Here is a 25,632-nt window from a genome sequence, read left to right as displayed (position 1 = left end):
GATGACCGACGCCCCCGTCTCCAAGACCGCTCATCAGACCCTGACGGATGCCGCACCTGCACGGCTGATCGCGCGCCCCGTGCGACAGGCTCTGTGGGGCGTGGGGGTCGGTGTGCTGATCCTGTCGATTTCCGTCGCCGTGTCCATCGGTGCGGTTCCGATCCCCATGCTGACGGTCTGGGGCGTGATCCTCGACAAGATCGCGCCCGATCTCGTGACAGCGAACTGGTCCACCGGGCGCGAGGCGATCGTTTGGGAAATCCGCCTGCCGCGTGTGCTTTTGGCAGCGCTTGTGGGCGCGGGCCTCGCTCTGGTCGGGGCGGTCCTGCAATCGGTCACGCGCAACCCGTTGGCCGATCCGCACCTGCTGGGGATTTCATCGGGCGGGGCCTTCGGCGCGATCCTCGCATTGCTTCACACAGGCATGTTCCTTGGTCTCGCCACGGTCCCGATCATGGCCTTCCTCGGGGCCTTGGCCGCGACACTTCTGGTGCTGGCGCTTGCCAGTTTCGCGCGCGCCACCAGCGCCGACAGGCTGGTACTGACCGGCGTTGCGGTGTCCTTCATCGTGATGTCGCTGGCCAATGCGCTGATTTTTCTGGGTGACCCGCGCGCCTCCCACACGGCGGTGTTCTGGCTCCTTGGCGGGCTCGGCCTTGCGCAATGGGCGCATCTGATCTGGCCCGCACTGGCGCTAACCGGGGCGGCGATCTGGTTCCGGCTGGTGGCCGGGTCGCTCAACGCCATGACCATCGGGGATGAGACCGCTGCAACACTCGGCATCCCGGTGGCGCGGTTCCGGCTCATGGTTTTCGTGATCTCGGCACTGGTCACGGGCATGATGGTCGCGTTTTCCGGTGTCATCGGCTTTGTCGGCCTGATGATCCCCCATATCGTGCGCTTGGTCGTCGGTGGCGATAACGCCCGCGTCATCCCCGCCGCAATGCTGACCGGCGCGGTTTTCCTGATCTGGGCCGATATCCTTGCCCGCACCATCCTCCGCCCCGAAGACATGCCCATCGGCGTCGTAACGGGCCTCGTGGGGGGGATCTTCTTTGTCTGGCTGTTGCGACGGAATGCCCGCACTTAGCGAGGTCCCGACAGCGGGCCTCCGGCTTCGATGGTGGCCGCCCGACCTGCCCGCCATTCGGGCTGCGCCGACCAAGTCGGTACTCAGGCGTACATTCGCGAAAGCCCATCCAAAGTTTCAAATCCCATTTTTAAGTTTTCTTGAATTAAACCACGGTTTGGAAATAGAACGTTTGGACGGCCTCTTTTGAAAAGCCTTTGACAGAATGGCCTTCAAAGTCTGGTGCAACGCATTCCCGAATTTGTTGCTACCGTTTCTCTTTCGCTTTCTGGCTTGAACCTGCTAACTAAAGACAATTGCGGTTACGGAGGGTGTTAAGCCTTTTGGTTTTCTTGCGTTGACACAGTCGCCGATACTGCGCCGTGATTTTGAAATATGTTTAGCGGCGGAAAGCGAGCGTTGGCTTTCTGCATAGGTGGTAACGCCTGTATCGCAACAAGGGCTCGACGCGGCTCGGTCATATCAATTCCCCGCTGCGGTCAGGCCGCAGGAAAGGAAGACCACGATATGCGTGCCCCGGATGCGAACAGGGTTTCCGCCATCTTGGCAGCGCGTCGCACGGTACCCGATAGGTGCATGCCATCCCCTAACCGTCCCTGCGCCCGGCGCGACGGCGGATGCTTGCCTCGGGGCAGCCAGCCATGATCCGCAACCTCGCAACAGCCGCTTTGGCCAGCCTGATCTTTGGCGGCATCGTCGGCACCGGGGTCGGCTTCAACCATTCCCGGACCACCGAGGCCGCGATCATCGCCGATCTCGAGCGCGATACCCTGCTCGCCGCTGATACGGTCGAACTGCTCATCCGCAACCTTCGGCTGGCCGTGACCACCGTGGCCTCCAACATCGACCCCGACGACATTTCCGGCAGCGCCGAAGTCTTTTGGCCTACGGTTCAGGGCGAATGGCTGGATTTCCGAACCGTCCTCGTCATCGATCCGACCGGCGTCATCGTCGCGGACCTGCGCCGCGACGGCGCGGCGGTCGGGACAAACGTGGCTTTCCGCGGATATTTCTCCGAAGTCATGTCCGGCCGGTCCCCGCTCTATTTCGTCGGATCGCCGATCGTGTCCACCTTCGACGGGCAATGGGTGCTGCCGGTCAGCGCCCCGATCCGCGATGCCGATCAGATTGTCCGCGGTGTCGTGACCGCCAGCGTCCAAGCCGAGTATTTCAACCCTGTCGACTGGCAGACGCTTGGGGCCGAAACAAATGTCCATCTCATCGGGATGGACACGGGCGAGGTCTTCGCCCTGCAGCCCGAGGATCTGCTGATCGAACCGAACGAAACCATCGACCGCGACATGCTCGCCGGGATTTCGGTCGAAAACGATCACACGCTCGGCAGAATACCCGTTGCAGGTCAGACCGCTTTCCTCTCGGGCACCAATTACGCCTCGCTCGGGGTCATCGCATCGCGCCGGACTGACGACATCCACAACGAGGCGGTCACCGAGGGCCGCGTCGTGGGCGCTCTCACAGCGGCGATTGCGGCCTTTTTGATGATTATCTTCCTGCGCGGGCGCGTCGTCCTGCAATGGGTGCGCGCGGACGCGGCGAGGTTGCGGGTGCTTCAGGAACGGCAGCGGCTTGCGACGAGTTCCGGTGGCATCGGGGTCTGGGATCTGGAGATTTCGACCGGAAAACTGGTCTGGGATTCCTTGATGCACCAGCATTACGGCACCGACCCGGAGACCTTCGGCGACAGCAGCGAGAACTGGGCGCAACTGGTGCATCCCGACGATCTCGACCGCGTGCTCGATAGGTTCAAGGACTCGGTCAGGACCGGCAAGGATTTCATCGAGGAATTCCGCATCCGTACCCCGAACGGCGAGGAACGGACGCTGCGCTCCCATGCCAGCATCGGCAAGGGTCCGAACGGGCGCTCAGAACACATGATCGGCGTCAACTACGACGTGACCCGCGAAATCAGCCGCGAGAACGCGCTGAAATCCGCCCTCGCGCAAATCGAAAAGGACGCCTCGCATGATGCGCTGACCGGCATCGGCAACCGCCGCGGCTTCTACAACCATGTCGACGCTTTGGGCAAAAGCAACGACCCCGACATGCCGATCGCCATCCTGTTGCTCGATATCGATCACTACAAACTGATCAACGATGTGATGGGCCACACGGGTGGCGATCACCTGCTTCAGGTCCTCGCCGCAAAGATGACCGCGCTTGTTGGTCCCGACGGCTATGTCGCGCGCATCGGCGGCGACGAATTCGCCTTGATTCTGAGCGGCCCCGAGATCGCGGACCACGCCCTGGAAATGAGCGATCGCATTCTCGAACTCTGCCGTGAACCGGTGCCCTTCAAGGACAAGACGATACGCTATTCGGTCAGCATCGGGCTGGCCATCGGCCCGGTGTCGTCGGCCCACAGGCTGCTTGAGGACGCCGATATCGCCCTTTACGACGCCAAGAACGCCGGGCGGAACCAGTTCCAGGTCTTCACCGCCGAAATGCGCCTGCGCTCACAGGAAAAGAAGACGTTGGCCGACGAACTCAATGTCGCCATCGAACAGGGACAGATCGGCATCCGTCTGCAACCGCAGATCTGCACCCGGACCGGAAAACTGGCCGGAGCCGAGGTTCTGATGCGCTGGTGGCATCCGGTGAGGGGTGAAATGACGCCGCCCGAATTCCTGCACATCGCAACCGATGTCGGGCTGATGAACGACCTCGACACCGTGGTGCTCGGGAAGGCGATGGAAGCGGCTGATGCCCTCGCGCGGCAGGGGATCGTTCTGCCGAGCCTGTCCCTGAACATCAGCATCGACCGCCTCATCAGTCCCGGCTTGATGGACGATGTCGTAGCCCTTCCCAAACATGGCGGGGAATTGATCTTCGAATTGCTCGAAGTCACCGATTTCAGCTGCACAAACAAGGAAATCCTCGACCGCATCAAGGCGCTACGCGATCTCGGCATCAAGTTCGCCGTCGATGATTTCGGATCCGGCCATGCCTCGCTCACGACCCTGCTCGAGCTCAATCCCGATTACGTCAAGATCGACAAACGCCTCGTGATCGAAGGCACTGCCGACGGCAAGGGCCCCTCAGCCTTCCTGATCACCATCTCGGAACTGTGCAGCCGGTTGAAGATCGCAATCATCGCCGAAGGCGTCGAAACACCTCAGGCTGTCGACATGATGGTCGGCCTCGGTGCCGACTTCCTGCAGGGGTATTTCTACGCCCATCCCCTGACGACCGACGAATTCGTCGCGTGGACCCGGTCGGATGCCGTCACAAGAGGGCCCTATCTGCCACGCGCCCTCAGAACGGCCGGCGCCTGAACGTCCCACGCGACCTGTTCGGCCCCCGCGCGGACAAGCCGTCGCATCCCGTTGATCCGGCCCACTATCGCCACAGCTAGGCCGTTGCACAGACGGGGCGCGCGGCATGATCGACATCGCCATCATCGGATCGGGCATCGCGGGCCTTGCCGCAGCGCGCAGGTTGGCCGCGGCGGGCCATGCACCTGTCATCTTCGACAAGGGCCGGGGCATCGGCGGGCGCGTCGCCACGCGGCGCGGCGACGGGGTCCAGTTCGACCATGGCGCGCAATATGTCACCGCGCGCGACACCGCCTTCGCCGCTTGTCTCGACGATTTCCTTGCCCGGGGGTCTGCGGCCCGCTGGCCCGATGACGCGCGCCACGACCGGATCGTGGGCCAGCCCGGCATGTCGGCGCTGGCCAAGGCAATGGGCGATGGCCTCGATATCCGGCAGGGGTCCGAGGTTCGCGCGCTCCGCCGGGACGCGACCGGCTGGCACCTGCAACTGGCCGGATCCGATCACCACGCCGCCCATGTGATCGTGGCCATCCCTGCGCCGCAGGTCGCGGCCCTGATCGGCGCGGATGACCCGCTTGTGCCGCTGCTGGCCCCGGTGCGTTATGATCCCTGCCTGACCCTGATGGCCGTGACCGACGCCCCTGCTCCTTTCACCAGCCGTCTAGACTCGGACGATGTCCTGCCTTGGATCGCGCAAGACAGTGCAAAACCCGGACGCCCGGCCAACATGCTCCCCGCATGGGTCGCCCAAGCCGCCCCTTGCCTCAGCCGGGCGCATCTGGACCTTGATCCGGCGGGCATCGCCGCACTGCTCCTGCCCCTTCTTTGCGACCGGCTGGGGGCCGACCCCGCCCGCGTGCGCCACGCCGTGGGCCACCGCTGGCGCTACGCGCGCGTCACCGTCCCCCTTGGACGGTCCAGCCTTGCGAGCGCCTGCAACACCCTGCATCTCGCAGGCGACTGGTGCCTCGGCCCCCGCGTAGAAGACGCATGGATCAGCGGGCGCGCCGCCGCCGATGCCTTGCTGGGCGCCATGGGATGATGGACGATCCGCGCATTGCGCGCCTTGTCGCACTGATCGCGGCGGCGCTGAAACCTCCGCCCGGATCGGGCCGCATCGCCTTGGCGCTCGGCTTTGGGCTTTTGTGCCACGCGATCTTCGCCGCCGCCGTCCTCGCCATGATCGTGGCCATGTTCTTCGGCCTCAGCCAGAGCTTTGGCACCGTGCCTTGGCCATGGGCCGCGCTCGCCAATGCCGCCCTGATCGCGCAATTCCCGCTGGTTCACTCGTTCCTCCTGACACGGCGCGGCGGCCGCGTGCTCGCGCGGCTGGTGCCCGGCCCGCATGGCGGTACACTGTCCACAACCACCTACGCGATCATCGCCTCGGCGCAGTTGCTGGCACTTTTCACGCTCTGGACCCCGTCGGGGATCGTGTGGTGGCGGGCCGAGGGCGCAGCCTTCTGGGCGATCTCCACCGCCTATGCCGCCAGTTGGCTCATCTTGATGAAGGCCAGTTTCGACGCCGGGGCCGAGGTGCAATCGGGCGCGCTGGGGTGGATGTCGCTCTTGGCGCGGCGGCGCCCGGTCTTTCCGGACATGCCGACACTCGGCCTTTTCCGCGTCATCCGGCAACCGATCTACATGGCTTTTGCCCTGACGTTATGGACAGTGCCCGTCTGGACACCCGACCAATTGGCGCTTGCCACCAGCTACACGGCCTATTGCCTGTTCGCGCCGCGCCTGAAGGAACGCCGCTTTGACGCGCGCTATGGCGACAGGTTCCACCGCTACCGCGCTCGCGTGCCCTACGCCCTGCCAAGGCTGACGCCCGGCAGACGGCGTTCAGCCGCCCGGCAAGGCGATACCCCCAAGCCTGGCACCTAGACATTCCCGAAGCTCTTTAGGGGCGGATCACTCCCCGCCCAACAACCTGTCTCGCAGGCTTTGCTGCGTGTCGCCGTCCTCGCGGAAATCGAGCGCGGTATGGATGTCGATCAAATGCGAGCGCATCAGCGTTTCGGCCTCATCGGGCTTGCCCGCGGCAATGGCGTCGATCAACCGCTCGTGGTGATGGCTGTCGCAGCGCGCCCGTTCGCGGTGCCAATAGAGCGCAATGATCAATGCCGAGCGGGACACGAGCTGGTCAACGAAACCCAGCAGGGTCTTTTGCCCCGAAATCCGCGCGATCTCGACATGGAACAGGCCCGAGAGCCGCAGCGACCGGCCGTATTCACGGGCGTCCAGCGCCTTGTGCTCCTCCGCGCTATGCTGGAGCAGCAGCGCGATGTCATCCCGCGTGGCATGACGCGCAGCCTCGCGGGCGGTACGTGGCTCGATCAATTCGCGCGCTTCGAATACTTCCTGCGCATCGGCGGGGGTCGGCTTGGCGACACTTGCGCCCCGGTTGGGCACCATCGTCACAAGCTGGCTATGGGTCAGCGCCTGCAGCCCGGCCCGCACGATCGTGCGCGACACACCGTAGATTTCGCACAATTCCGCCTCGGCCAGGCGCGTGCCCGGCGGCAGCCGATGTTCATGGATCGCACGTTCCACCCCGATGAAAACGGGGTTGGCCCGACCGACGTTCCGGTCGCGCTCGTCCTCGAACTCCATGTCGTGTTTCATGCGGCCCGTATGCTGCAGCGCAGGGTTGTATGCAATCCGAATCTCATTTTGTCGCCACTTGCTCCCGGCCGATGCGCCCTCAGACCCCAAATCTGTTCCAAGGGAGATGCTATTTCAGGCTAATGCCCAAATTTTCTGCACAAAAATAGGGCTAAGTATGCAAGATTGAATTAAATTGTATACCAAAAATCGAAAACGTGTCGCCCAATCTGTCGATGCCGCCTCTTATCCGATCAGCACTCCGGTTGCTTCCGGTGGGCCGATCGACACCAACAGGAGTAGACCATGCGCACGTCCCTATTGAGAACGACTGCCGCCGCCGCCCTCGTCGCGACACTGTCCGTCGCAGCCCCCGCCTGGGCCCAAACCACCCTGACCATCGGCATGACCGCCGCCGATATCCCCCGCACCTCGGGTCAGCCCGACCAAGGCTTCGAGGGCAACCGCTTTACCGGCATCCCGATGTATGACGCGCTCACCCATTGGGACCTGTCCTCCGAAACCGACCCCAGCGTCGTCATCCCCGGCCTTGCCACCGAATGGACGGTGAACCCCGACGATCCCACCCGCTGGACCTTCACGCTCCGCGAGGGCGTGACCTTCCACGATGGCTCGCCCTTCAACGCCGCCGCCGTGGTCTGGAACGTGGAGAAGGTCCTGAACGATCAGGCCCCGCATTTCGCCCCCGATCAGGTCGGCGCGACGACCTCGCGGATGCCGACCCTGCGCTCGGCCAGCGTGATCGACGATTACACCGTCGAACTGGTCACCTCGCAGCCCGACGCCTTCCTGCCCTTGAACATGACGATGCTCTTCATGGCCTCGCCCACGCATTGGCAGGCGCTCTACGATGCGGTCGACGCCTCCGTCACCGATCCGGCCGAACGCGCCGCAGCTGCATGGACGGCTTTTGCCGCCGACCCCTCGGGCACCGGCCCCTTCATGGGCGATCTTCTGGTGCCGCGCGAACGCTTCGAGATGGTGCGCAACCCCAATTACTGGGATCCCGCGCGCACGCCCACGATCGACCGCGTGGTCCTGATCCCGCTGCCCGACGCCAACGCCCGCACCGCGGCGCTGCTGTCCGGTCAGGTCGACTGGATCGAGGCTCCCGCTCCCGATGCCATCCCCCGGATCGAGGCCGAGGGCAACGTGATCTATTCCAACCCCCAGCCCCATGTCTGGCCGTGGCAATTCTCCTTCGCCGAAGACTCGCCCTGGCTTGACCGTCGTGTGCGTCACGCCGCCAACCTCTGCGTGAACCGCGAGGAATTGCAGGTTCTTCTGGGCGGCTACATGGGCATCCCGCAGGGCACCGTGAACGAAGGGCATCCGTGGTGGGGCAACCCGTCCTTCGAGATCACCTACGATCCCGACGCGGCCCGCGCCCTGATGGAAGAGGCGGGCTTCGGCCCCGGCAACCCGCTCCCCGTGACGGTCCAGACCTCGGCCTCCGGTTCGGGTCAGATGCAGCCCGTCACCATGAACGAATACATCCAGCAAAGCCTTGCGGATTGCTTCTTCGACGTGACGCTCGACGTGATCGAATGGAACACGCTCTTCACCAATTGGCGGCAGGGCGCACTGTCCGAAGGATCGCGCGGTGCGGATGCGATCAACGTCAGCTTCGCCACGATGGACCCGTTCTTCGCCATGGTGCGCTTCGTCTCGACCCAGACCTTCCCGCCGGTGTCGAACAACTGGGGCTATTTCGGCAATGACGAATTCGACGCCCTGATCGCCGAGGCCCGCACCTCCTTCGACGCGGCCGAGCGTGACGCGGCGCTTGCCCGCCTCCACGCCCGCGTGGTCGAAGAGGCGCCCTTCCTGTGGGTCGCAAACGACGTGGGCCCGCGCGCCATGTCTCCCGCTGTCGGCAATGTCGTCCAGCCCAAGAGCTGGTTCATCGACATCGCCCCCATGACGATGGCCGACTGACGCCATCGATACGGACCGGCCGCCGCGTCCCTTCCCGCGGCGGCCGGTTCTCCCGTTTCTGGACCCCGGGGGCCCCATGCTGATCTTCACGCTTCGCCGCATCGCCTACACTATCCCGATCATGCTGGGCGTGTCGCTGGTGTGCTTCGCGCTCGTGCATATCTCGCCCGGTGATCCGCTCGTCTCGATCCTGCCGCCCGACGCTTCGGTCGATCTGCAACAGCAGCTGATGGCGATCTACGGCTTCGACCGGTCCTATCCCGAACAATTCATCCGCTGGCTCTCCCGCGCGCTTCAGGGCGATCTGGGCAATTCCATCGCGACCGGTCGCCCCGTCACCTCCGAGGTGATGAACGCGGTCGGCAACACGCTGATCCTCGCCGTGACCGCCACGATCATCGGCTTCACCTTCGGAGGGCTCTTCGGCTTCGTCGCGGGCTTCTTCCGCGACAGCTGGATCGACAAACTCGCCTCGACTCTGGCCGTGGTCGGCGTCTCGGTGCCGCATTACTGGCTGGGGATGGTGCTGGTCATCGTCTTCTCGGTCGAACTGGGCTGGTTCCCCGCCACCGGTGCGGGCCCCGGAGGCTCCAGCCAATGGAGCTGGGATTGGGACCACCTCCGCCACCTCGTCCTGCCCGCCGTCACCATGTCGGTGATCCCCATGGGCATCGTCGCGCGCACGGTTCGGGCACTGGTGGCCGATATCCTGCAACAGGAATTCGTCACCGGCCTGCGCGCCAAGGGACTGCTCGACCGCGGAGTGCTCGCCCATGTCATCAAGAATGCAGCACCGACCGCGCTGGCGGTGATGGGCCTGCAACTGGGCTACCTGCTCGGCGGCTCCATCCTGATCGAGACGGTGTTTTCCTGGCCCGGCACCGGCTTTCTGCTGGGGCAGGCGATCTTCCAGCGCGACCTGCCGCTGTTGCAGGGCACGATCCTCGTGCTCGCGATGTTCTTCGTCATCCTGAACCTCGTCGTCGACGTGGTGCAATCGGCGCTCGACCCGCGCCTGCAAAGGGGCTGAGCCATGGCCGTCGCACAGACCGATTTCGATACGCTGGCCACCGCCGACAAACCGCAGGGCTACTGGCGCGGCGTGGGGCGGCGGTTCCTCAGGGACAAGGTCGCCGTCGCCGCCGCCTGTGTCGCGGGTGGCATGATCCTGATGGCGGTCTTCGCCCCGTGGGTCGCGCCGCAAGACCCGTTTCAGGGCACCATGATCCGCCGCCTGTCCCCCATCGGCAGCGAAGGCTATCCGCTGGGCGCCGACGAACTGGGCCGCGACATGCTCAGCCGCCTGATCTACGGCGCGCGCCTGTCGCTGTTCATGGGCGTCACGCCCGTCCTGATCGCCTTCCTCATCGGCTCGGCCATCGGCATCGCGGCGGGCTACGCGGGCGGCTGGGTCAATTCCATCATCATGCGCGTGCTTGACGTGTTTTACGCCTTCCCCTCGGTGCTTCTGGCCATCGCCATCTCGGGCGCGCTCGGGGCGGGCATCCTGAACGGGCTCCTGTCGCTCACCGTCGTCTTCATCCCGCCCATCGCCCGCGTCGCAGAAAGCGTCACCACCTCCGTGCGCAAGCTCGAATACATCGAGGCCGCCGTGGCCAGCGGCGCCTCTGCCTTCACCATCGTCCGGGTCCATGTTCTGGGCAACGTACTAGGGCCGATCTTCGTTTATGCGACCAGCCTGATCTCGGTTTCGATGATCCTTGCCGCGGGCCTGTCCTTTCTGGGGCTGGGCGTCAGCCCACCCAACCCGGAATGGGGTCTGATGCTGAACACGCTGCGCAATGCGATCTACGTCCAGCCGTGGCTCGCGGCGCTGCCCGGCGTGATGATCTTTCTCACCTCGATCTCCTTCAACATGCTCAGCGACGGCCTGCGCTCCGCAATGGACATCAAGCAATGAGCGACGCGATCCTGTCCGCCCACAACCTCGTCAAACATTTCCACGCCGGTGGCTGGGGTGCTGCCCGCAAGGTGGTGCGCGCCGTCGACGATGTCAGCTTCGAAGTGGCCGAGGGCGAGACCTTGGGCGTCGTGGGCGAAAGCGGTTGCGGCAAGTCCACCACCGCGCGCCTGCTCACCCATCTCCTCGCCCCCAACAGCGGCGAGGTGCGCTACCGCGGCCGCGTCGCCGGAACCGAGGTGCCGCTCAAGACCTTCCGCCGCCATGTCCAGATGGTGTTCCAGGACAGCTATGCCTCGCTCAATCCCCGCATGACCATGCTCGATGCCGTGGCCTTCGGCCCGACCGTCCACGGCATCGACAGGGCCGAAGCGCGCAGGCGCGCGGGCGCGCTTCTCGAACGCGTCGGCCTCGATCCGGCGCGGTTCGGGCCGCGCTACCCGCACGAAATTTCCGGCGGCCAGCGCCAGCGCGTGAACATCGCCCGCGCGCTTGCCTTCGATCCCGACGTGATCGTGCTCGACGAAGCGGTCTCGGCGCTCGACAAATCGGTCGAGGCGCAGGTGCTGAACCTGCTGACGGAACTCCGGCGCGAACGGAACCTGACCTATATCTTCATCAGCCACGACCTGAACGTGGTGCGCCACATCTCGGATCGGGTGATGGTGATGTATCTGGGCGAGGTGGTGGAAATCGGCCCCACCCGCACGATCTACGACCGGCCCCGCCACCCCTATACCGGCGCACTTCTGGCCGCGATGCCCTCGCTCGACCCCGACCGCCGCACGCTCGAGGCACCCTTGCAGGGCGACCCGCCCAATCCCATCGACCCGCCTTCGGGCTGCCGCTTCCACACCCGCTGCGCGCAGGCCCACGGCCCCTGCCCACTGCACGCGCCAGGGTCCATCGCCGTGGGTCACCGACACATCGCCGCTTGCCACCTCAACGCCGTGCCGGAGGCCGCAACATGACCGCCCCGCTTGTCGAGGTCTCCGACCTGACCGTGACCTTTGCGGGCACCCCGCCCGTCCATGCCGTCAACGGCGTCTCCTTCACGCTCGGCCAGGGCGAGGTGTTGGGTATCCTCGGCGAAAGCGGCTCGGGCAAAAGCGTCACGCTCAAGACCCTCCTGCGTCTTCTGCCCGCGCGCCGGACGCAGATCGGCGGCAGCGTCCGCGTAAGCGGGCAGGATGTCCTCGCCCTCGAAGGGCGCGCGCTCGCCGATCATCGCGGCGGCGTGGTGTCGATGATCTTTCAAGATCCCGGCCTCGCCCTCGATCCGGTCTACACGATCGGCCACCAGATCGCCGAAACGGTGATGCGCCACGAAGGTCTCGGTCGCCGCGACGCCATGGCCCGAGCGCTCGACATGCTCGACCTTGTGCGCATCCCCTCGGCCAAACGTCGCCTGTCGAACTATCCGCACGAGATGTCGGGGGGCATGCGCCAACGCGCGATGATCGCGCTGGCGCTCGCGTGCAAGCCGAAACTCCTCCTGGCGGATGAGCCGACCACGGCGCTTGATGCCACGGTGCAGATCCAGATCCTGCTTCTCTTGCGCGATCTCCAACGCGAGATGGGGATGGGCGTGATCTTCGTGACCCATGACATCGGCGTCGCGGTCGAGGTCTCGGACAAGCTTGCCGTGATGTATGCAGGCCGTTTCGTCGAAACCGGCACGGTGGCCGACATCATCCGCGATGCGCGCCATCCCTATTCCCAAGGCCTGCTTGCGGCCAATCTTGTGGGGGCCGAGCCCGGCACGCTCTTGCAGGCGATCCCCGGCGCCCCGCCCGCGCTTCACGCCCCGCCCGTAGGCTGCGCCTTTGCCCCCCGCTGTGCGCTGGCGCGTCCGGCCTGCGCCGCCGATCCCGTGGCCCTGTGGCAAAGCCGCGAAGACCGTTGGGCACGATGCCTCGCCGCCGCTGAGGCAGACACGGCCGACGCCACGGCAGATCCCTCGCCATGACCCTGCGGATCATCCTTCTGAACCCGAATGCCACTGTCGCGATGACCGACGACATGGTCGAGATCGCGCGCGCCACCCTGCCCACCGGCACGATGGTCTCGGGGATGACCAATCACGCTGGCCCTCCCGCCATTCAGGGTGAGGCGGATGTGGCCGCCTGCCTGCCCGGTCTGTTCGATATCGCCCGCGACGCAAAGGCCGCGCAGGCCGATGCCATCGTGATCGGCTGCTTCGACGATACCGGGCTGGCGGATCTGCGGGCGGCACTACCCTGTCCCGTGGTGGGGCTGGGCGAGGCAGGCGCCCTTGCCGCCACCCTCGCCGCCCCCCGCTTCGCCGTTCTGACAACGACCGAAGGCTCGGTTCCCGCCATCACCGCAAACATCACGGCCATGGGTCTGATGCCCCGTTGCGACGCGGTGCGCGCCGCGCACATTCCCGTCCTCGACCTCGCCCATCGGGTGCCAGACCTGCGGCAGGCACTCGCGCAACTTGCGGCGGATACGGGGACCGGGGCCATCGTGCTGGGCTGTGCCGGCATGGGCCGGCTTGCCCCTTCCCTTGCGGCATCGGGGCTGCCGGTGCTGATCGACCCGGTCAGGGCGGCCATCTCATTTGCGGCGGCAACCTTGGCCTCGGGATTTCGCCTGCCTAGACCCGCAGCCTGACCACGGCATCCACCTCGACCGCCGCATTTCCGGGAAGGCCTGCGACGCCAACGGCGGTGCGCGCATGCCATCCCGCCTCCCCGAACAGCGCGATGAACAGATCGGTCGCCCCGTCGATCACGGCGGGCGACTGCGAAAAGCCCGGCACGCAATTCACGAAACCGCCCAGCCGCAGCACGCAATCGACCCGGTCCAGATCGCCCTCCGCCGCCTCCCGCAACCGGAAGAGCAGGTTCAGCGCGCAGACCTGCGCCGCCTCGCGCGCCGCCGCCACCGCCTCGGGCGTATCCTGCACGGGCCCGGTCAGTGTGACCTGCCCAGCCCATTCGTTGATTTGCCCCGACAGGTAAACCACGGCCCCATCGCGCCTGTAGGGCAGGAACCGCCCACGCGGCGTCCAATCCGGCGGCAGCTCAAGCCCGAGCGCCGCCAGCTTCTCCATCACGCCCATGGTTGGGGCGAGGATCGGGTCGGAGTTGTCTTCGTTCATCTCGATGATCCCCCAAAAAAGGTAAATTGCGCTCTACCGGGGCCAGCTTTGGCAAGACGGCGACCACCGCATTGAGGTGGCAAACTGCACGAACCAAACGGTGTCCTTCAACGTCATTTTCGGCATCGGCTGATGCCCAGTTCACACCTTTTGAATGCGCCACCACGAAAGGAAAATCACATGAACCGTGCACTCACCCTTGTCCTGGGACTTGCCGCAGCCGCGACCCTCGCGGGATGTATCGAGGATAGGATCTGCCGGGTGATCTGGTCTTGAAGGTCGAACACATCCGCGAGGCGGCCATCGTAGCGGTCCGACCAGACATGCCCGCCGGTCAGCCCGTCGATCAGCTGCGCGGTGACCCTGACCCGGTCGCCCGACCGGCGCACGCTGCCCTCAAGCACAAAGCGCACACCCAGTTCGGTCGCGACACGGCGCACATCGACGCTGCTGCCCTTGTAGGTGCAAGTCGTGTTGCGCGCGATGATGAACAGCCATGGCGACCGGGACAAGGCCGTGATGATGTCGGCGGTGATCGCGTCCGAAAAGAACTCCTGACCGGGATCGTCGGACATGTTCTCGAAAGCAAGAACCGCGATCGCGGGCTTGTCGGGACGCAGTGGAAGGTCGATCGCGGGCTCTGCAGGCACCTCCGTCGCGACCCGTTTTCGCAGCTCCACCTTGGTGGAGACGCCAGGCTTGCGGTAGATGGTGGCCAGAGGGGTGCGCACGGTCGAGGGGGCGAGGTTCAGGCGGTCAGCGATCTGCTTGTAGGTCTCACCCTCGGCGAAGGCCGCGGCGATCTCGCTTTCACGCGCGCTGAGCAAGGCGGCGGTGCCGCTCATTTAGACGTAGCCTTTGCGCGCAGCGCGCTGATCATCCGGGCATTGTCCAGCGCGATCACGCTCTGATCGGCAAAGGTCTGGGCCAAGGCCATGGCCTGCGCGTTGAATGGCCGGACCGTCTTGCGGTAGATCGTGAAAGCTCCCGCAAGGGTGTCGCCCGCGATCATCGGGATCGCCACGAAGGACCGGGCACCGCCCAGGATCGCGGTCGCGTAGCGCAGCGGATCGTCGCTTTGGAAAATCTCCTCTGCCCGGACATCGAAGATGTTCACGACCCCGGGGTTGGCCGCCAACCGCCCTAGCCCCGTGCGCGGGCTTGCCGTGAACACGCCATATGTATCAAGCCAGTCCTGGAACGGTTCCGGGATGCCCTTCGTGTGACTGGCCGCGAAGCGCCCGCCGCCATGATGGTCGAACAAGATGCCGAACTCGGCCTCGCACAGGTCGAGTGCAAACCCGAGGATCGCCGACATCACCGCGTCGATGTTGCCCTGCGAACGGCTGATGATGCGCAGAACTTCTGCCAGCGCCTGTTCGCGGCGGAGCGAGTCCTCAAGGCTCAACGCCAGTTCCGAGATCACCGCGGCATGGTCGGTCTGTATCTCGAGGTCCGGGGGCGCACCGCCAAGCCGGGCATGCAGGTCCAGTTTAGAGGAGACCTCGAGCTTTCGATAAATCGTGGCAAGATGCGTGCGCACCGTCGAGGGGGCGATCCCCAGCCGGGCCGCGATGGCCTGATAGGTATCGCCCTGCGCATAGGCGGTCGCGATCTCGATCTCGCGTGGGCTGAGGATAGCTTCGGGTGACATGGCGAGCCGGGCAATCCCTTGGCTGACGGGCACCGCCATCCTGTTGCACCACGGGTAATCAGGCAATCCTGCAGATGCTGTAGGCGAATACTGCACGCGGCCGCCCCAGTTTACTGCAACTGCCGGATGTTCCGCAGGCCGCCCGACGCGCAAACTGTCCGCACCGGCATCGAGAGGATGGACAGATGAGCATCGAACAGACGGCGCGCGATTTCTTTGAAGCCTGCGAGACGGGCGGCGGCTGGGATGCCTGCAAGGGTTATTGCCATGACGGCGCGCGCTTCGCCTGCCAGGCGGATGCGCTGGCCGAGACCACCACGCTGCAGGGCTACGCCGAGTGGATGAAGGGCCTGCTCGGTCCGATACCGGACGGCCGCTATGAACTGACCGCCTTTGCCACCGATGCCGCGCGCGGCACGGTCGTGGCCACGGCGGTGTTTCGCGGCACCCAAACCGGCGCGGGCGGCCCGGGCACGCCCACCGGCAATCCCGTCGCCTCGGACTACGCCTATGTCATGCGGTTCGAGGACGCGCGGATCGCGCACATGACCAAGATCTGGAACGACGCGCAGGCGCTGCGCCAACTCGGGTGGGCATGATGACCGATTTTCACGCCACAGCCGCAACCGATACTGGCACCTTGATCGGCACGCAGGCGGGCTACCGCATCACCTCGGTAACAGAGGTGACGGATCGCGATGCGTTGGACGCGTTGATGTTGGACTACTACGGCGTTCTGGTCGAGAAACTCGCCGCTGCCGGGGTCCCCGGCGGCTACACACCCTCCGACCTCAAGGCCTCGTTCTGGCCCAACCTTCACAAGATACTGCCGCCGAACGGGCGGTTCCTGCTCGTGCATGACGCCGCGGGTCGGCTGGTGGGATGCGCATCCCTGCAACTTGCTGGCGTGAACAGAGGGGAATTGAAACGTCTCTACATTCGCCCCCAAGCAAACGGCAACGGCCTTGGCCGGATGCTTGTGACCGCACAGATGGAGGCGGCGAAGGCGATGGGCTGGCAGACGCTTCTCATCAACATCATCAAGGGGAACACAGAGAGTATCCGCATCTTCGAAGCCCTCGGATTTCGCTATATCGACCGCTACCCGGAGTGTTTCGACCCGATCGAACTGGACCCGTATTTCGTCTACATGCAGAGCGATCTGACATGACACGCTGGCATATGCTTGCCTTGCTCTTCGCAGCGCGGATCGGCCTCGGCATCAATTTCCAGACCATGGGGTCCACGGGCGATCAACTGGCCGACACCTTCGGCCTTGGGTATGCGCAGATCGGCCTGATGATCGGGTTTTTCACGGCACCGGGGCTGTTTCTGGCCCTGCCCGCGGGCTATGCCGGGCGGTTCGCAACGGACAGGGTGCTGTGCGGTCTAGGGCTTGCGGGATTGGCCATCGGCGCGCTGGTGACCGCTGCCGCACCGGGGCCTGACCAGATCGCGGTCGGGCGGCTGGTGGCAGGCGCAGGTGGCCTTTTCTCGATGCTCTACTTCACCAAGATGGCGGCCGATTGGTTCGAGGGCCGCGAGATGGCGACCGCCATGAGCATCCTTGTGATGAGTTGGCCGTTCGGCATCGCCATTGGCCAGGTCGGCCACACCTGGCTGGCCGAAGCCTTCGGTTGGCGCGTGCCCTTTCTGGTCGCCGCCGTCTATTGCGCCGTCGCCGCGCTGGCGGTCTTCGCCCTCTACCGCGCGCCCACAGCCGCGCCGCGGCTCAAGTCCACCGGCACGGCGCGGCTCCTGCCGCAGGAATGGATGCTTGTTGCCTGTGCCGGTGTGGCTTGGGGGGCTTTCAACGCCGGCTACATCATTTACCTCAGCTTCGGGCCGGAAATGCTGAAGGCGCAGGGGCTTACTGTGCTGGCGGCGGCCTCGATCATCAGTGTCGGCAGTTGGCTCATGATCGGGTCCGGCACGATCTGCGGCCAGATCGCGGACCGTCTGGGCCACACGAACCGCATCCTCGCCGTCACCATGGCGGCGGCCATTGTCGCCCTTTTGTTGCTGCAGGTACCAGGCGCGGGTCTTTGGGCGAGCCTGCTCTTCGGACTTGTCGGCATGGCCCCTGCCGGTGTGATCATCGCCTTGGCGGGTCAGGCGGTCGCCATCGAACGGCGGGCGTTCGGCATGGGGGTGTTTCTCACCATCTACTATGCAATCATCACGGCAGCCCCGCCGCTCGCCGGCTGGATATTCGACAAGACCGGAGCGCCGCAGGGGGCAATCCTTCTGGCGATCGGGCTCTTCGGGGTCGTGCTTCCGGCCGCGATGCTCTTCCGGGTCATCAAGTCGCGTCCGGTGCCCACACCGACACAAGAGACTGCCTGATGCTGATCCGAAAGAAGAAGCTGATCCGGGACCGGACCGAAACGGACGAGATGGGCACCCCCTGCGCCCCCCTTACCCGGGTGGTGGCGCTGGCCGTCTTGCGCAATCCTTTCGCCGGGGTGGATCAAGACGACCTGACAGACCTGTTCGAATACGGCGCATCCCTTGGCGCGCAACTGGCAGCGGATGCCATGGCCGCCCTCGATGCGCCGCCCGTCAGCTACGGCAAAGCCGCCATCGTCGGCGCCAATGGGACGGCCGAACATGGTGCGGCCCTGCTCCACCCCCGGCTCGGAAAACCGGTGCGCGCGGCCATCGGCGGCGGTCAGGCGCTGATGCCCTCGACCGTCAAGCTCGGAGGCCTTGGCTGTTTCATCGACGTGCCGCTCGGTCACAAGGACGAGGCTTGGTCCTTCGACCACATCGACACGATGACCATCGCAGTTCCCGACGCGCCCTGCCCGAGCGAGATCGTCGTCTGTGTCGGCCTCTCTGACGGCGCGCGGATCCGGGCGCGTGTCGGCAAGGGACCAAACCGATGACAGCGGGGTCAAGCGCGGCCTGTCCGACAGACGCGTGAACCAAGCAGGCAGCCGCCGCAACGCCACGCCCACGGCCGACATCGCCGTCGCCTCCCGCTCAGCGCGAGAACCGTCCACAGGCCTCTCTCGGGGCACGGGACGAGGGTCCGGATCCTGACAAAGGAAACCCGCCGCGACCTCGGGCTGCTGCGACCATCATGCCCTGTTGGGCAAAGCATTGGTGCGTAATCCGGCCTCGATTTCACCATCCTCCGGCCCGCCCGGTTCACGCAGGAGATCTCCGAAGCGTGCCTGCACGATCCGCTCCTTCGTGGCCTCCGTCCGTGTCGCGCCGATCCGGGCGGGCGATTGCCTGCCCTTGGGCTCACCACCGTCATTACCCAGATCAGCAAGCCCTGTTGGCCGCCGTGGTATGCCAAACCTGTCTGGCGTCACCGCCTGCCGCGTTCCGCGCAGGCCCCGCCAAGGAAAGGACGCAAGATGGGCCATCATGGAACCAGGATCTCGATCGCGCTTGTTGCGGGCACACTGGCGCTGGCGAGTTGTGCCAACCCCGACGGCACCAATTACCAACCCGGCACCGGCGCTGTCATCGGCGGTCTGACCGGTGCCGCTGCCGGGCAGATCATCGGCGGCGATACCCGGGCGACGGTGATCGGCACCGCAGTCGGCGCAGCCATCGGCGGCGCGATCGGCACGCAGTTGCAAACGCAGGAGCGTGAGTTGCAACAATCGCTGGCCGGATCGGGGGCGATGATCACCAATACCGGCAGCGACCTGCGGGTCATCCTTCCCGAGGGCGTGACCTTCCGCACCGGATCGTCGGTCGTCGACCCCGGCTTCCGTCCCTCGCTGCGGGCCGTCTCCGACAGCTTGCGGCGCCATCCCAACACGCACGTCCGTGTCTTGGGCCATACCGACAATGTGGGCGGCGCCGCCTACAATGCCCAACTCAGCCAGGACCGCGCCCTTGCCGTCGCACGCGAGCTGATCGCGACGGGAACCGATGCCGGACGCATCGTGGTGTCTGGCCGCGGCTTTTACGAACCCATCGCCTCGAATGCCACGGCGGCCGGGCGGGCGCAGAACCGGCGTGTCGAGATCGTCATCACTCCGAATTGACGCGCAATCTCACAAGCGAGCCAAGATGGGCCGGGGCAATTCCCGGCCCTTTTTCTGTCCGGTGCCAAGCGGTTTCTTCAAAAACACGTCGCGCCACCGATCTGCATCAGTCCCCCGTCCGCCTGTCTCGTGCATGGTCAACAAGACGGCAGACTACCTCGCCGTTGATCGATCGGTTCGAGTCTCGCGCAGCGGCCTTGTCGGGCGGCTGGACAAACCAGCCCCTCGTGCGGGGCTGCTACGCCCGCTCTGGCAGATCTGGAAAGGACGACTCTCATGGACAACAAGACACCCAACCCGACCACGGCCGAGAAAATGAAAACCGTCAAGGCGGCCTGGGATGCAGCCCCCGCAGGTCCGAAAAAGGACGCGTCCCTGACCCACTACAAGGCGGCGCAAAAGGCACGAGACGAAAACAAGGATGCCGATTGCAACCGCGAACTCGATGCGGCGCGTCACGCGCTCGTCTGACGGTCCCCGCCCTTTGAAGAACTCTCCCCGGGATACGCATCTCGGGGCGGGTGATCAGGGCAGCAACGGGCGCGTCTGATCCAGATATTCGGGGTCAAAGCCCGCCATGCGCGTCAGACGCGCCATGTCGTCGAATTCGACGCGGCCCTTCTGGAACGTGACCAGCCCCTCTTCGCGCAAATGCCGAAGCACGCGGTTTACATGCACCGCGCTCAGACCCAACACATCGGCCAGATGATACTGCGTCAGCGGGCAGTCGAACCCCGCGGGATCTCCGACCCCGACCAACCGCAGGCGCGCGCCCAATTCCAAAAGGAAATGCGCCATACGGATATCGGCGGAACGCCGACCCAGGTTGACAAGATGTTCCACCACCATCGCTTCGTCGCGCGAGGCCGCCCACAGAACCGCCGTCGCAAGTCGTGGCGCATGGGCGAAACTGTCGAGGATATCGGAGGCCAGCACCTCGGAGGCTTCTATCTGCGTCACCGCCTCGACACTATGGTCGGAGGTGCGGAACAAGATGCTGCGCAGCCCCAGGAAATCGCCGGGAATCTGGAAATCCACGATCTGGCGTTCGCCATCGGGCAAAAGCTTGTAGGAACAGGCCCAACCCTCCGCGAGGACAAAGGCCGATTGGTTCTTCTGGCCCTCATGGATCAGTTCATGGCCGGCCTGAAAGATCCGTCGCCTTCGATGAAATCGGGCGAGCGTGTCGAGATCGCTGGCCGACAAGGCGACATAGGCCGACAATTTGCTGGTCAACGGGCTTTGGAGGGTCAACATCTCTGGGTCCCTCATGTGCCAGGGCGAATGCAATCACCCCACTTCTAGCGGGGGAAATCTGCACCATGCTGCTCTGCATCAGTCGATGATACGCGATTTCGCCCATTGTGGCGAGGCATTCCGATCCAGAGCGGACCAGACCGCTCTCACCCTCCTTGAACCGAAAGCGATACCGATCATGCCCGTGCCCCCCGATATCGCTGGAACCGCCGCTCTCTCGATCTGTGAATCGCTTCTTCTGGCTTTGAACGATGGCAAGATTTTACCTGAGCGGGAAATCGTCGGCATCCTGCGCGACGCCGCCAACGCCCATGAATTTGCGCCCGGTGCGGATCAGGCCGAGATGCACAAGGCGGTCGCAGAGCTGATCAACGGGATTATTGCAGGCGGAAATTCCGTGCGACGGCCCTGAACCCTCGCGCCGCAAAGGTCACGGCTTGTCCACAAGACAGAAAAACCCCGCCGCCCGAGGTACGTGACGGCGGGGCCGTTGCGGCAGCGAGAGTTACCCTTGCTCAGGCCATCTCTCGCAGAGCCGAACCATCTTGCAAAACAGGGCATCGGCGGTTTTTGCTTCGGCCTCCGGTGCCTCATGTCAGCCGTCTATCCTGGTGGCCTCGCCCCGATCCCGCTTTGAGGCTGATCTTGGCACGATGGGTGATCCTTTCGGCAGGGTCAGAGGGTCAACGACTGCCAATCGGGTTGGCTCGCCTGCTCGACGCCGCACAACCCGGTGAACATGATCGCTGATCCACCATGCCCTGACGCTAACCTGCATCAGTCCGGGGCCGAAACGGTGACGGCGTCTTCAGCTCCGCCAAGTCAGCCAAAAGGCCCCAAGGAAGGCCGCAAAGGGCAGAAGCGGCCGGGCAGAGCGGACCAATGTGGCAGCCAGCGCAAGATCCGCCGCCGCTCTGTCGGCCGCACGCTCAAACCGCTTGGCCCGGCGCTTGGCGCGCACACGGCCTGCAAAATGGACAATCAGTGCCATGAGGGCAAAGACCGCACCGATCAGAACCGCCGCCAGCGGAAAGCCGATCGCGCGCGACAAAACCACCAACCCCGCCGACAGCACAAGTCCCGCGGACAAGCCCGCAAGCACCAGCGTGACAAGCATGGTCATGACCCGCTCGCCCGCTCCGCTCACGGCTTTGCGGGCGGCCTCGCGCAGTGGCTCCAACAGCGGCAGACCCATGGGTGCTCAGCCCTTGCGCGCGACAAGGCCCAGCAGCACACCCACACCCACGGCAATGCCGACCGCTGCTAGCGGATGGTCCAGCACCGTGCTGGTGGCGGTCGTGCGCGCGTCACGGCCGGTCTGCCCGATCTGGCGGCCCGCCTTGCCAATACCGTCAGACAGGTCGTCCGACAGGGTCGAGACAAGTTTCGCAACATCCGCCCGTAACACCTCGAGTTGGTGGCTCAGGTCGTCCTCGGAGGGGTTATTGTCTTTTGTGATGGAGGCGTTCACGGCAAAATCCTCGTCTTCTTCAAATGCGCCGGAACGTGCCGGGGCTCACATCCAACCGGGCGGGACGACATCGCAAGAGCCACGGCACTAGCGCAGGCCGAAAAACCCCAAGATGACGACCACGACCACGATCAGGCCGACGATGTAGATAATCTGGTTCATGTCGCGTCCTTTGTGTTGAAGCGTGTCGGGCAGATCCGCCCTGTCGCGATCATCCTGCCGATCCGGGGGCGCCTGTCCGCAACATGGATCAGTGCGTCGCGCGATTGTGGGGCAGCGGGCTCAATAGCCGCGCAAAAGCGGTGTGATCCGCCGCACCGCGACGCGGCGGTTCTCACGCTCGGGCGCTTGCGTCGCGATCCGCAGGTGATTTTCGCCATAGCCTTGGACCACCATATTCTCGGCGGGCACGTCGAAATATTCGCTGAAGGCCAAGGCGACGGATTCCGCGCGGCGATCCGACAACAAAAGGTTGTAGCCCGCCGCACCGACCGCATCGGTATAGCCCTCGATCAAAAAGACCTCGGTCGGGTCGATTTCGATCAGGGCGCGCATCACCTGGCCCAGCTGCCCAAAGACTTCGGCCTGCGACTGCGCGATGGCGGCCGATCCGGTCTCGAAGGTGATGCCGCTCAGGGTGATCTCGGGGGCAAGTGCCCGCACGGGTTGGATGTCGCGAACCTGACGCAGGCTGAAACTGCGCCCCAGATCGACACGGTCGGCCGCCAGCAGGACGGTGCGCAGCGTCTCGGTGTCGGTGGCCGCGAACGCGTCCTGGCCGACCGTCACCGGCTGCGGCAGGTCAGCAAGCACCACCGGCGCGGAGCTACGGGTATCGTCGATCAGAACATGTTCCCGCCCGTCCGGGTCGATCCGCAGGCGGCGCAGCGCGCGACCGCTGGTATCGCGGATTGTGGTGATGCGCGTGCCATCCGCGCGCGTCACGACCGTACGGGTCGAGCCATCGGCGAAGCGTTCGGTCCGAACCTCGGACCCCGGTTGGCGCAGCAGCGCATCGTCGTCGCGCAGAACGTCATAGCTGCCGTCCTCATCCACCACGATGATACGATCACCTGTATTGGCCGCGACGCGCTGGCCATTGGCGAGGATCGCGCCGACCACAGCCGCCCCGAGCAACACAAGGCCCGCGCGTTCCAGATCGCTTGGTCCGCTGTCAGCCTCGGCAGATGCGCCCGTCGTTCCGCGCCAATCTTCGAAATCCTGCGCGCTCGCACGCACGCTGTCCTCAGTGATGGCTTCCAGCGTAACGTCGGCCCCTGCCCCTGCCTCGGCGTCGCGCGCCGGATCCTCGCCAAGGGCCAAGACGGTGTCGGGGGTGATCGCGTCCACGCAGATCACGGCCCCATCGGCGCCGATTGTCTCGGCCAGGCAGCTTTGCCCGGCGCCGGTATCCGCGGCCAGCGCTGCGGCTGCTTCCGCCTCCGCCGTCGCGGCCTCTCGTTCCGCCTCCGCAGTAGCCTCAGCCTCCGCGGCAAGGGTCGCTTCGGCTTCCGCCGCCTCGGCGGCGATCTCTGCCTGTGCCGCTGCATCCTCCGCTACGGCCATCGCAGCAGCCGCCTCCGCGGCCAGTTCCGCCTCTACCGCCAGTTGTTCGGCGGCCAAGGCCTCGGCCTCGCACAGGCGGATGTGGTCAGAACAGGCCAGCGGGTCCGTGATGCCGGCTTCGGCGCAGATTTCCTCTGGGGTCGGGTCCACGGTTTCCACGGTGGGCGCCTGTACATCGCTCTCCCCTGCTGGCTCCACCTCCGCGCAGGTCTGGGCGCGGATCTGGGCCGGTTGCAGGAGGGCGATGGCCAGAACGACAGCCGTGGTGGAGCGCAGGATATGAGGGGTCATGCTGCTGCCTTTCTGACAATGCGCGCGGGATCGCCGCCGCGCCGGAATGGCCCTGCGGGGTGTACGGCGCGACCACACCCGCCGCCCAGCCGTCTCGGGCTCGACCATAGGGTCACCGCACACAGCCCGAACTGATCGAAGTAAGTGCAAAGGGCCCGCCGATGGCCAACATGAAGATCCGACAGGCTGGGCGGCCCCTCGCCAACCGGCACGGCCGCCTGTCCTGCCCTTTGGGCGACATCGCCCCATCCAAGGATCATCTCATGACACAGTCGAACATCCTCGGGCTCGTCGCGCTCGCGATCGGTGCCCTTTTGCTGTTTTTCGCATGGCGCGCCTCGACCACGCCGATGGACCAGATGAGTGAGGCTCTGACCGGCCGCTATACCGGCAACACCATGTGGTACCTGATCGGAGGCGTGGGTGCCGCGGCCGCCGGCATCGGCCTGTTGGCGCTCGGCTACATCCGCAGCTGACAGGCAACAGGGCCGGGCGCGAGCTATCCGCCCGCGCCCGACAGCCCGAAACCAAGGGTTTGCAGCAGGAACAGGATCGCAAGGATCAGGGCAATCATCGGACCGATGCGCCCCAACCGCGCGGTCACCACGTTGCGCAGATCCGCACCGTCCCGCGTGTCGCGGCGGTGCGGCAGGAGCGCGATCAACCTCGGCGGGATCGTCGTCCTTTCGGCCCCGAGGTCGGGTAGGCTGCTGACACGGGCCAGATGCCCCGCAAGACGGGCCGCCGCACTGTCGCGCGGCAAGGCGGACAAGGCGGCAGCCTCATCCCATGGATCCAACCCCAGACGTGCGAGGGCGGACAGAACGCTGACTTCATGGCCGGTGCTGTCCTCGCCCAATTGTGCATAGAGAAAGCCATCGAAGGGCGTGCCGCCCTGCCGCAGGTAATCCATTCTGGACATTGCGATATCCCTCTCCCGGATGGGTGGCGCACAGCGCGCGCAGCGATCCGTGTTGGTCACACGGCGGCACAGGGCCGCCCGATTACGCACCACGAAACACTAGGGGAAGAAGCTCGGCAGATGGCTGATGCAGATCAGCGGCGTGGCGATGACGCGTCGCTAACCCCGATCAGTGTCGTCCGCACAGCGCACGCCTAGGGTGCAGGTCGATCCGGTCGTCATCTGGCGCAACCGGTACCGGACAAAACACAAAGGTGCCTCCCATGCCGCTTATCAATCTTGTCGTGACGCTGATCGTCGTCGGCGTGCTGCTTTGGCTCGTCAACACCTACATCCCGATGGATGGAAAGATAAAATCCATCCTCAACGTCGTGATCGTGATCGCGGTCGTTCTGTGGCTGCTCACCGCCTTCGGCGTGCTGGACGGGATGCGCGGCATGCGCGTCGGAGGCTGAGGTCGCCCC

The 25,632-nt window shown here is 65.2% G+C and carries 29 protein-coding genes; 19 read left to right on the top strand and 10 right to left on the bottom strand.

Features of this window, described 5'->3' with window-relative positions; all coding sequences use genetic code 11:
* The first annotated feature begins 1 nt into the window (after window position 1).
* The 4 genes from QQK63_RS01505 to QQK63_RS01490 all read left to right on the top strand — a co-directional run bounded on the left by QQK63_RS01505 (window position 2) and on the right by QQK63_RS01490 (window position 6,270).
* Window positions 2–1,090 (top strand): FecCD family ABC transporter permease, encoded by a 1,089-nt coding sequence (locus QQK63_RS01505; protein WP_277826243.1) that lies wholly within the window; start codon window positions 2–4, stop codon window positions 1,088–1,090.
* A 641-nt stretch (window positions 1,091–1,731) separates the two neighbouring features.
* A complete protein-coding gene (locus QQK63_RS01500; protein ID WP_277826241.1) occupies window positions 1,732–4,383 on the top strand; it encodes a bifunctional diguanylate cyclase/phosphodiesterase in 2,652 nt (883 codons plus the stop codon).
* A gap of 106 nt (window positions 4,384–4,489) precedes the next feature.
* Window positions 4,490–5,425 carry an NAD(P)/FAD-dependent oxidoreductase gene (locus QQK63_RS01495; protein WP_277826239.1) on the top strand — a complete coding sequence of 312 codons (936 nt, stop codon included), beginning with the start codon at window positions 4,490–4,492 and terminating at the stop codon, window positions 5,423–5,425.
* Window positions 5,422–6,270: a methyltransferase family protein gene (locus tag QQK63_RS01490; protein WP_277826237.1), complete on the top strand. Its 849-nt coding sequence runs from the start codon at window positions 5,422–5,424 to the stop codon at window positions 6,268–6,270. Before QQK63_RS01495 ends, QQK63_RS01490 begins: the two co-directional genes overlap by 4 nt.
* Window positions 6,271–6,297: 27 nt before the next feature.
* Here the strand turns inward: QQK63_RS01490 and QQK63_RS01485 are convergent, their stop codons facing one another.
* A complete protein-coding gene (locus tag QQK63_RS01485; RefSeq protein WP_277826235.1) occupies window positions 6,298–7,011 on the bottom strand; it encodes a GntR family transcriptional regulator in 714 nt (237 codons plus the stop codon).
* 285 nt (window positions 7,012–7,296) lie between these two features.
* Here QQK63_RS01485 and QQK63_RS01480 point away from each other — a divergent pair, with 285 nt between their 5' ends.
* The 6 genes from QQK63_RS01480 (at window position 7,297) to QQK63_RS01455 (ending at window position 13,507) form a co-directional block, all read left to right on the top strand.
* On the top strand, window positions 7,297–8,949 hold the full coding sequence (locus QQK63_RS01480) for an ABC transporter substrate-binding protein (RefSeq protein ID WP_277826233.1): 1,653 nt from the start codon (window positions 7,297–7,299) through the stop codon (window positions 8,947–8,949).
* A gap of 76 nt (window positions 8,950–9,025) precedes the next feature.
* The gene (locus tag QQK63_RS01475) at window positions 9,026–9,979 is read left to right on the top strand and encodes an ABC transporter permease (protein WP_277826231.1); all 954 of its coding nucleotides are present in this window, start codon (window positions 9,026–9,028) and stop codon (window positions 9,977–9,979) included.
* Window positions 9,980–9,982: 3 nt separating this feature from the next.
* Window positions 9,983–10,870, top strand: a complete 888-nt coding sequence (locus tag QQK63_RS01470; RefSeq protein WP_277826229.1) for an ABC transporter permease — start codon at window positions 9,983–9,985, stop codon at window positions 10,868–10,870.
* Complete coding sequence (locus tag QQK63_RS01465) at window positions 10,867–11,841, top strand: ABC transporter ATP-binding protein (RefSeq protein ID WP_277826227.1); 975 nt, start codon at window positions 10,867–10,869, stop codon at window positions 11,839–11,841. The genes QQK63_RS01470 and QQK63_RS01465 overlap by 4 nt, the downstream gene beginning before the upstream one ends.
* Complete coding sequence (locus QQK63_RS01460; protein ID WP_277826225.1) at window positions 11,838–12,839, top strand: ABC transporter ATP-binding protein; 1,002 nt, start codon at window positions 11,838–11,840, stop codon at window positions 12,837–12,839. The genes QQK63_RS01465 and QQK63_RS01460 overlap by 4 nt, the downstream gene beginning before the upstream one ends.
* The gene (locus QQK63_RS01455; RefSeq protein ID WP_277826223.1) at window positions 12,836–13,507 is read left to right on the top strand and encodes an aspartate/glutamate racemase family protein; all 672 of its coding nucleotides are present in this window, start codon (window positions 12,836–12,838) and stop codon (window positions 13,505–13,507) included. The genes QQK63_RS01460 and QQK63_RS01455 overlap by 4 nt, the downstream gene beginning before the upstream one ends.
* Here QQK63_RS01455 and QQK63_RS01450 read toward each other — a convergent pair.
* From QQK63_RS01450 to QQK63_RS01440, 3 genes are all read right to left on the bottom strand, one after another.
* Window positions 13,491–13,997, bottom strand: coding sequence for a RidA family protein (locus QQK63_RS01450; RefSeq protein ID WP_277826221.1), 507 nt, complete (start codon window positions 13,995–13,997; stop codon window positions 13,491–13,493). The two genes, QQK63_RS01455 and QQK63_RS01450, sit on opposite strands and share 17 nt — an antisense overlap.
* Before the next feature lie 176 nt (window positions 13,998–14,173).
* The gene (locus tag QQK63_RS01445) at window positions 14,174–14,842 is read right to left on the bottom strand and encodes a LuxR C-terminal-related transcriptional regulator (RefSeq protein WP_277826219.1); all 669 of its coding nucleotides are present in this window, start codon (window positions 14,840–14,842) and stop codon (window positions 14,174–14,176) included.
* Window positions 14,839–15,651: a LuxR C-terminal-related transcriptional regulator gene (locus QQK63_RS01440; RefSeq protein ID WP_277826217.1), complete on the bottom strand. Its 813-nt coding sequence runs from the start codon at window positions 15,649–15,651 to the stop codon at window positions 14,839–14,841. Before QQK63_RS01440 ends, QQK63_RS01445 begins: the two co-directional genes overlap by 4 nt.
* A gap of 185 nt (window positions 15,652–15,836) precedes the next feature.
* On the opposite strand from QQK63_RS01440, the gene QQK63_RS01435 reads away from it, so the two are divergent.
* From QQK63_RS01435 to QQK63_RS01420, 4 genes are read left to right on the top strand one after another with little or no spacing between them, the layout of a single operon-like run.
* The gene (locus QQK63_RS01435; RefSeq protein ID WP_277826215.1) at window positions 15,837–16,250 is read left to right on the top strand and encodes a nuclear transport factor 2 family protein; all 414 of its coding nucleotides are present in this window, start codon (window positions 15,837–15,839) and stop codon (window positions 16,248–16,250) included.
* Complete coding sequence (locus tag QQK63_RS01430; RefSeq protein ID WP_284283162.1) at window positions 16,247–16,822, top strand: GNAT family N-acetyltransferase; 576 nt, start codon at window positions 16,247–16,249, stop codon at window positions 16,820–16,822. The genes QQK63_RS01435 and QQK63_RS01430 overlap by 4 nt, the downstream gene beginning before the upstream one ends.
* The gene (locus QQK63_RS01425; protein WP_277826211.1) at window positions 16,819–17,997 is read left to right on the top strand and encodes an MFS transporter; all 1,179 of its coding nucleotides are present in this window, start codon (window positions 16,819–16,821) and stop codon (window positions 17,995–17,997) included. Before QQK63_RS01430 ends, QQK63_RS01425 begins: the two co-directional genes overlap by 4 nt.
* Window positions 17,997–18,539 carry an amino acid synthesis family protein gene (locus QQK63_RS01420; RefSeq protein WP_277826209.1) on the top strand — a complete coding sequence of 181 codons (543 nt, stop codon included), beginning with the start codon at window positions 17,997–17,999 and terminating at the stop codon, window positions 18,537–18,539. The genes QQK63_RS01425 and QQK63_RS01420 overlap by 1 nt, the downstream gene beginning before the upstream one ends.
* A 195-nt stretch (window positions 18,540–18,734) precedes the next feature.
* Here QQK63_RS01420 and QQK63_RS01415 read toward each other — a convergent pair whose 3' ends face one another.
* Window positions 18,735–19,031, bottom strand: a complete 297-nt coding sequence (locus QQK63_RS01415; RefSeq protein WP_277826207.1) for a hypothetical protein — start codon at window positions 19,029–19,031, stop codon at window positions 18,735–18,737.
* On the opposite strand from QQK63_RS01415, the gene QQK63_RS01410 reads away from it, so the two are divergent.
* The gene (locus tag QQK63_RS01410; protein WP_277826205.1) at window positions 19,020–19,661 is read left to right on the top strand and encodes a YiaD family glycine zipper/OmpA-like lipoprotein; all 642 of its coding nucleotides are present in this window, start codon (window positions 19,020–19,022) and stop codon (window positions 19,659–19,661) included. The genes QQK63_RS01415 and QQK63_RS01410 overlap by 12 nt on opposite strands.
* 276 nt (window positions 19,662–19,937) lie before the next feature.
* Window positions 19,938–20,132 carry a hypothetical protein gene (locus tag QQK63_RS01405; protein WP_277826203.1) on the top strand — a complete coding sequence of 65 codons (195 nt, stop codon included), beginning with the start codon at window positions 19,938–19,940 and terminating at the stop codon, window positions 20,130–20,132.
* A gap of 54 nt (window positions 20,133–20,186) precedes the next feature.
* Here the strand turns inward: QQK63_RS01405 and QQK63_RS01400 are convergent, their stop codons facing one another.
* Complete coding sequence (locus tag QQK63_RS01400; protein WP_277826201.1) at window positions 20,187–20,918, bottom strand: Crp/Fnr family transcriptional regulator; 732 nt, start codon at window positions 20,916–20,918, stop codon at window positions 20,187–20,189.
* Window positions 20,919–21,096: 178 nt separating this feature from the next.
* Between QQK63_RS01400 and QQK63_RS01395 the strand changes: the two genes are divergently transcribed.
* A complete protein-coding gene (locus tag QQK63_RS01395; RefSeq protein ID WP_377134795.1) occupies window positions 21,097–21,330 on the top strand; it encodes a hypothetical protein in 234 nt (77 codons plus the stop codon).
* A gap of 396 nt (window positions 21,331–21,726) precedes the next feature.
* On the opposite strand, the gene QQK63_RS01390 is transcribed toward QQK63_RS01395, so the two are convergent.
* From QQK63_RS01390 to QQK63_RS01380, 3 genes are all read right to left on the bottom strand, one after another.
* Complete coding sequence (locus QQK63_RS01390) at window positions 21,727–22,113, bottom strand: hypothetical protein (protein ID WP_277826199.1); 387 nt, start codon at window positions 22,111–22,113, stop codon at window positions 21,727–21,729.
* A gap of 6 nt (window positions 22,114–22,119) precedes the next feature.
* On the bottom strand, window positions 22,120–22,389 hold the full coding sequence (locus QQK63_RS01385; RefSeq protein ID WP_277826197.1) for a glycine zipper domain-containing protein: 270 nt from the start codon (window positions 22,387–22,389) through the stop codon (window positions 22,120–22,122).
* Window positions 22,390–22,671: 282 nt separating this feature from the next.
* Entirely contained in the window at window positions 22,672–24,246 is a 1,575-nt protein-coding gene (locus QQK63_RS01380; RefSeq protein WP_277826195.1) for an OmpA family protein, read from the bottom strand.
* 161 nt (window positions 24,247–24,407) lie between these two features.
* Here QQK63_RS01380 and QQK63_RS01375 point away from each other — a divergent pair, with 161 nt between their 5' ends.
* Window positions 24,408–24,722, top strand: a complete 315-nt coding sequence (locus QQK63_RS01375; protein ID WP_284283161.1) for a DUF3185 family protein — start codon at window positions 24,408–24,410, stop codon at window positions 24,720–24,722.
* Window positions 24,723–24,745: 23 nt separating this feature from the next.
* Here QQK63_RS01375 and QQK63_RS01370 read toward each other — a convergent pair whose 3' ends face one another.
* Complete coding sequence (locus QQK63_RS01370) at window positions 24,746–25,168, bottom strand: hypothetical protein (RefSeq protein ID WP_277826191.1); 423 nt, start codon at window positions 25,166–25,168, stop codon at window positions 24,746–24,748.
* Between the two features lie 263 nt (window positions 25,169–25,431).
* On the opposite strand from QQK63_RS01370, the gene QQK63_RS01365 reads away from it, so the two are divergent.
* Entirely contained in the window at window positions 25,432–25,623 is a 192-nt protein-coding gene (locus QQK63_RS01365; RefSeq protein WP_277826189.1) for a Thivi_2564 family membrane protein, read from the top strand.
* Window positions 25,624–25,632: the final 9 nt, after the last annotated feature.

This window comes from Roseicyclus marinus (assembly GCF_030163795.1).
Classification (GTDB): domain Bacteria; phylum Pseudomonadota; class Alphaproteobacteria; order Rhodobacterales; family Rhodobacteraceae; genus Roseicyclus; species Roseicyclus marinus.
This window is presented reverse-complemented; position numbering and strand designations above follow the sequence as displayed.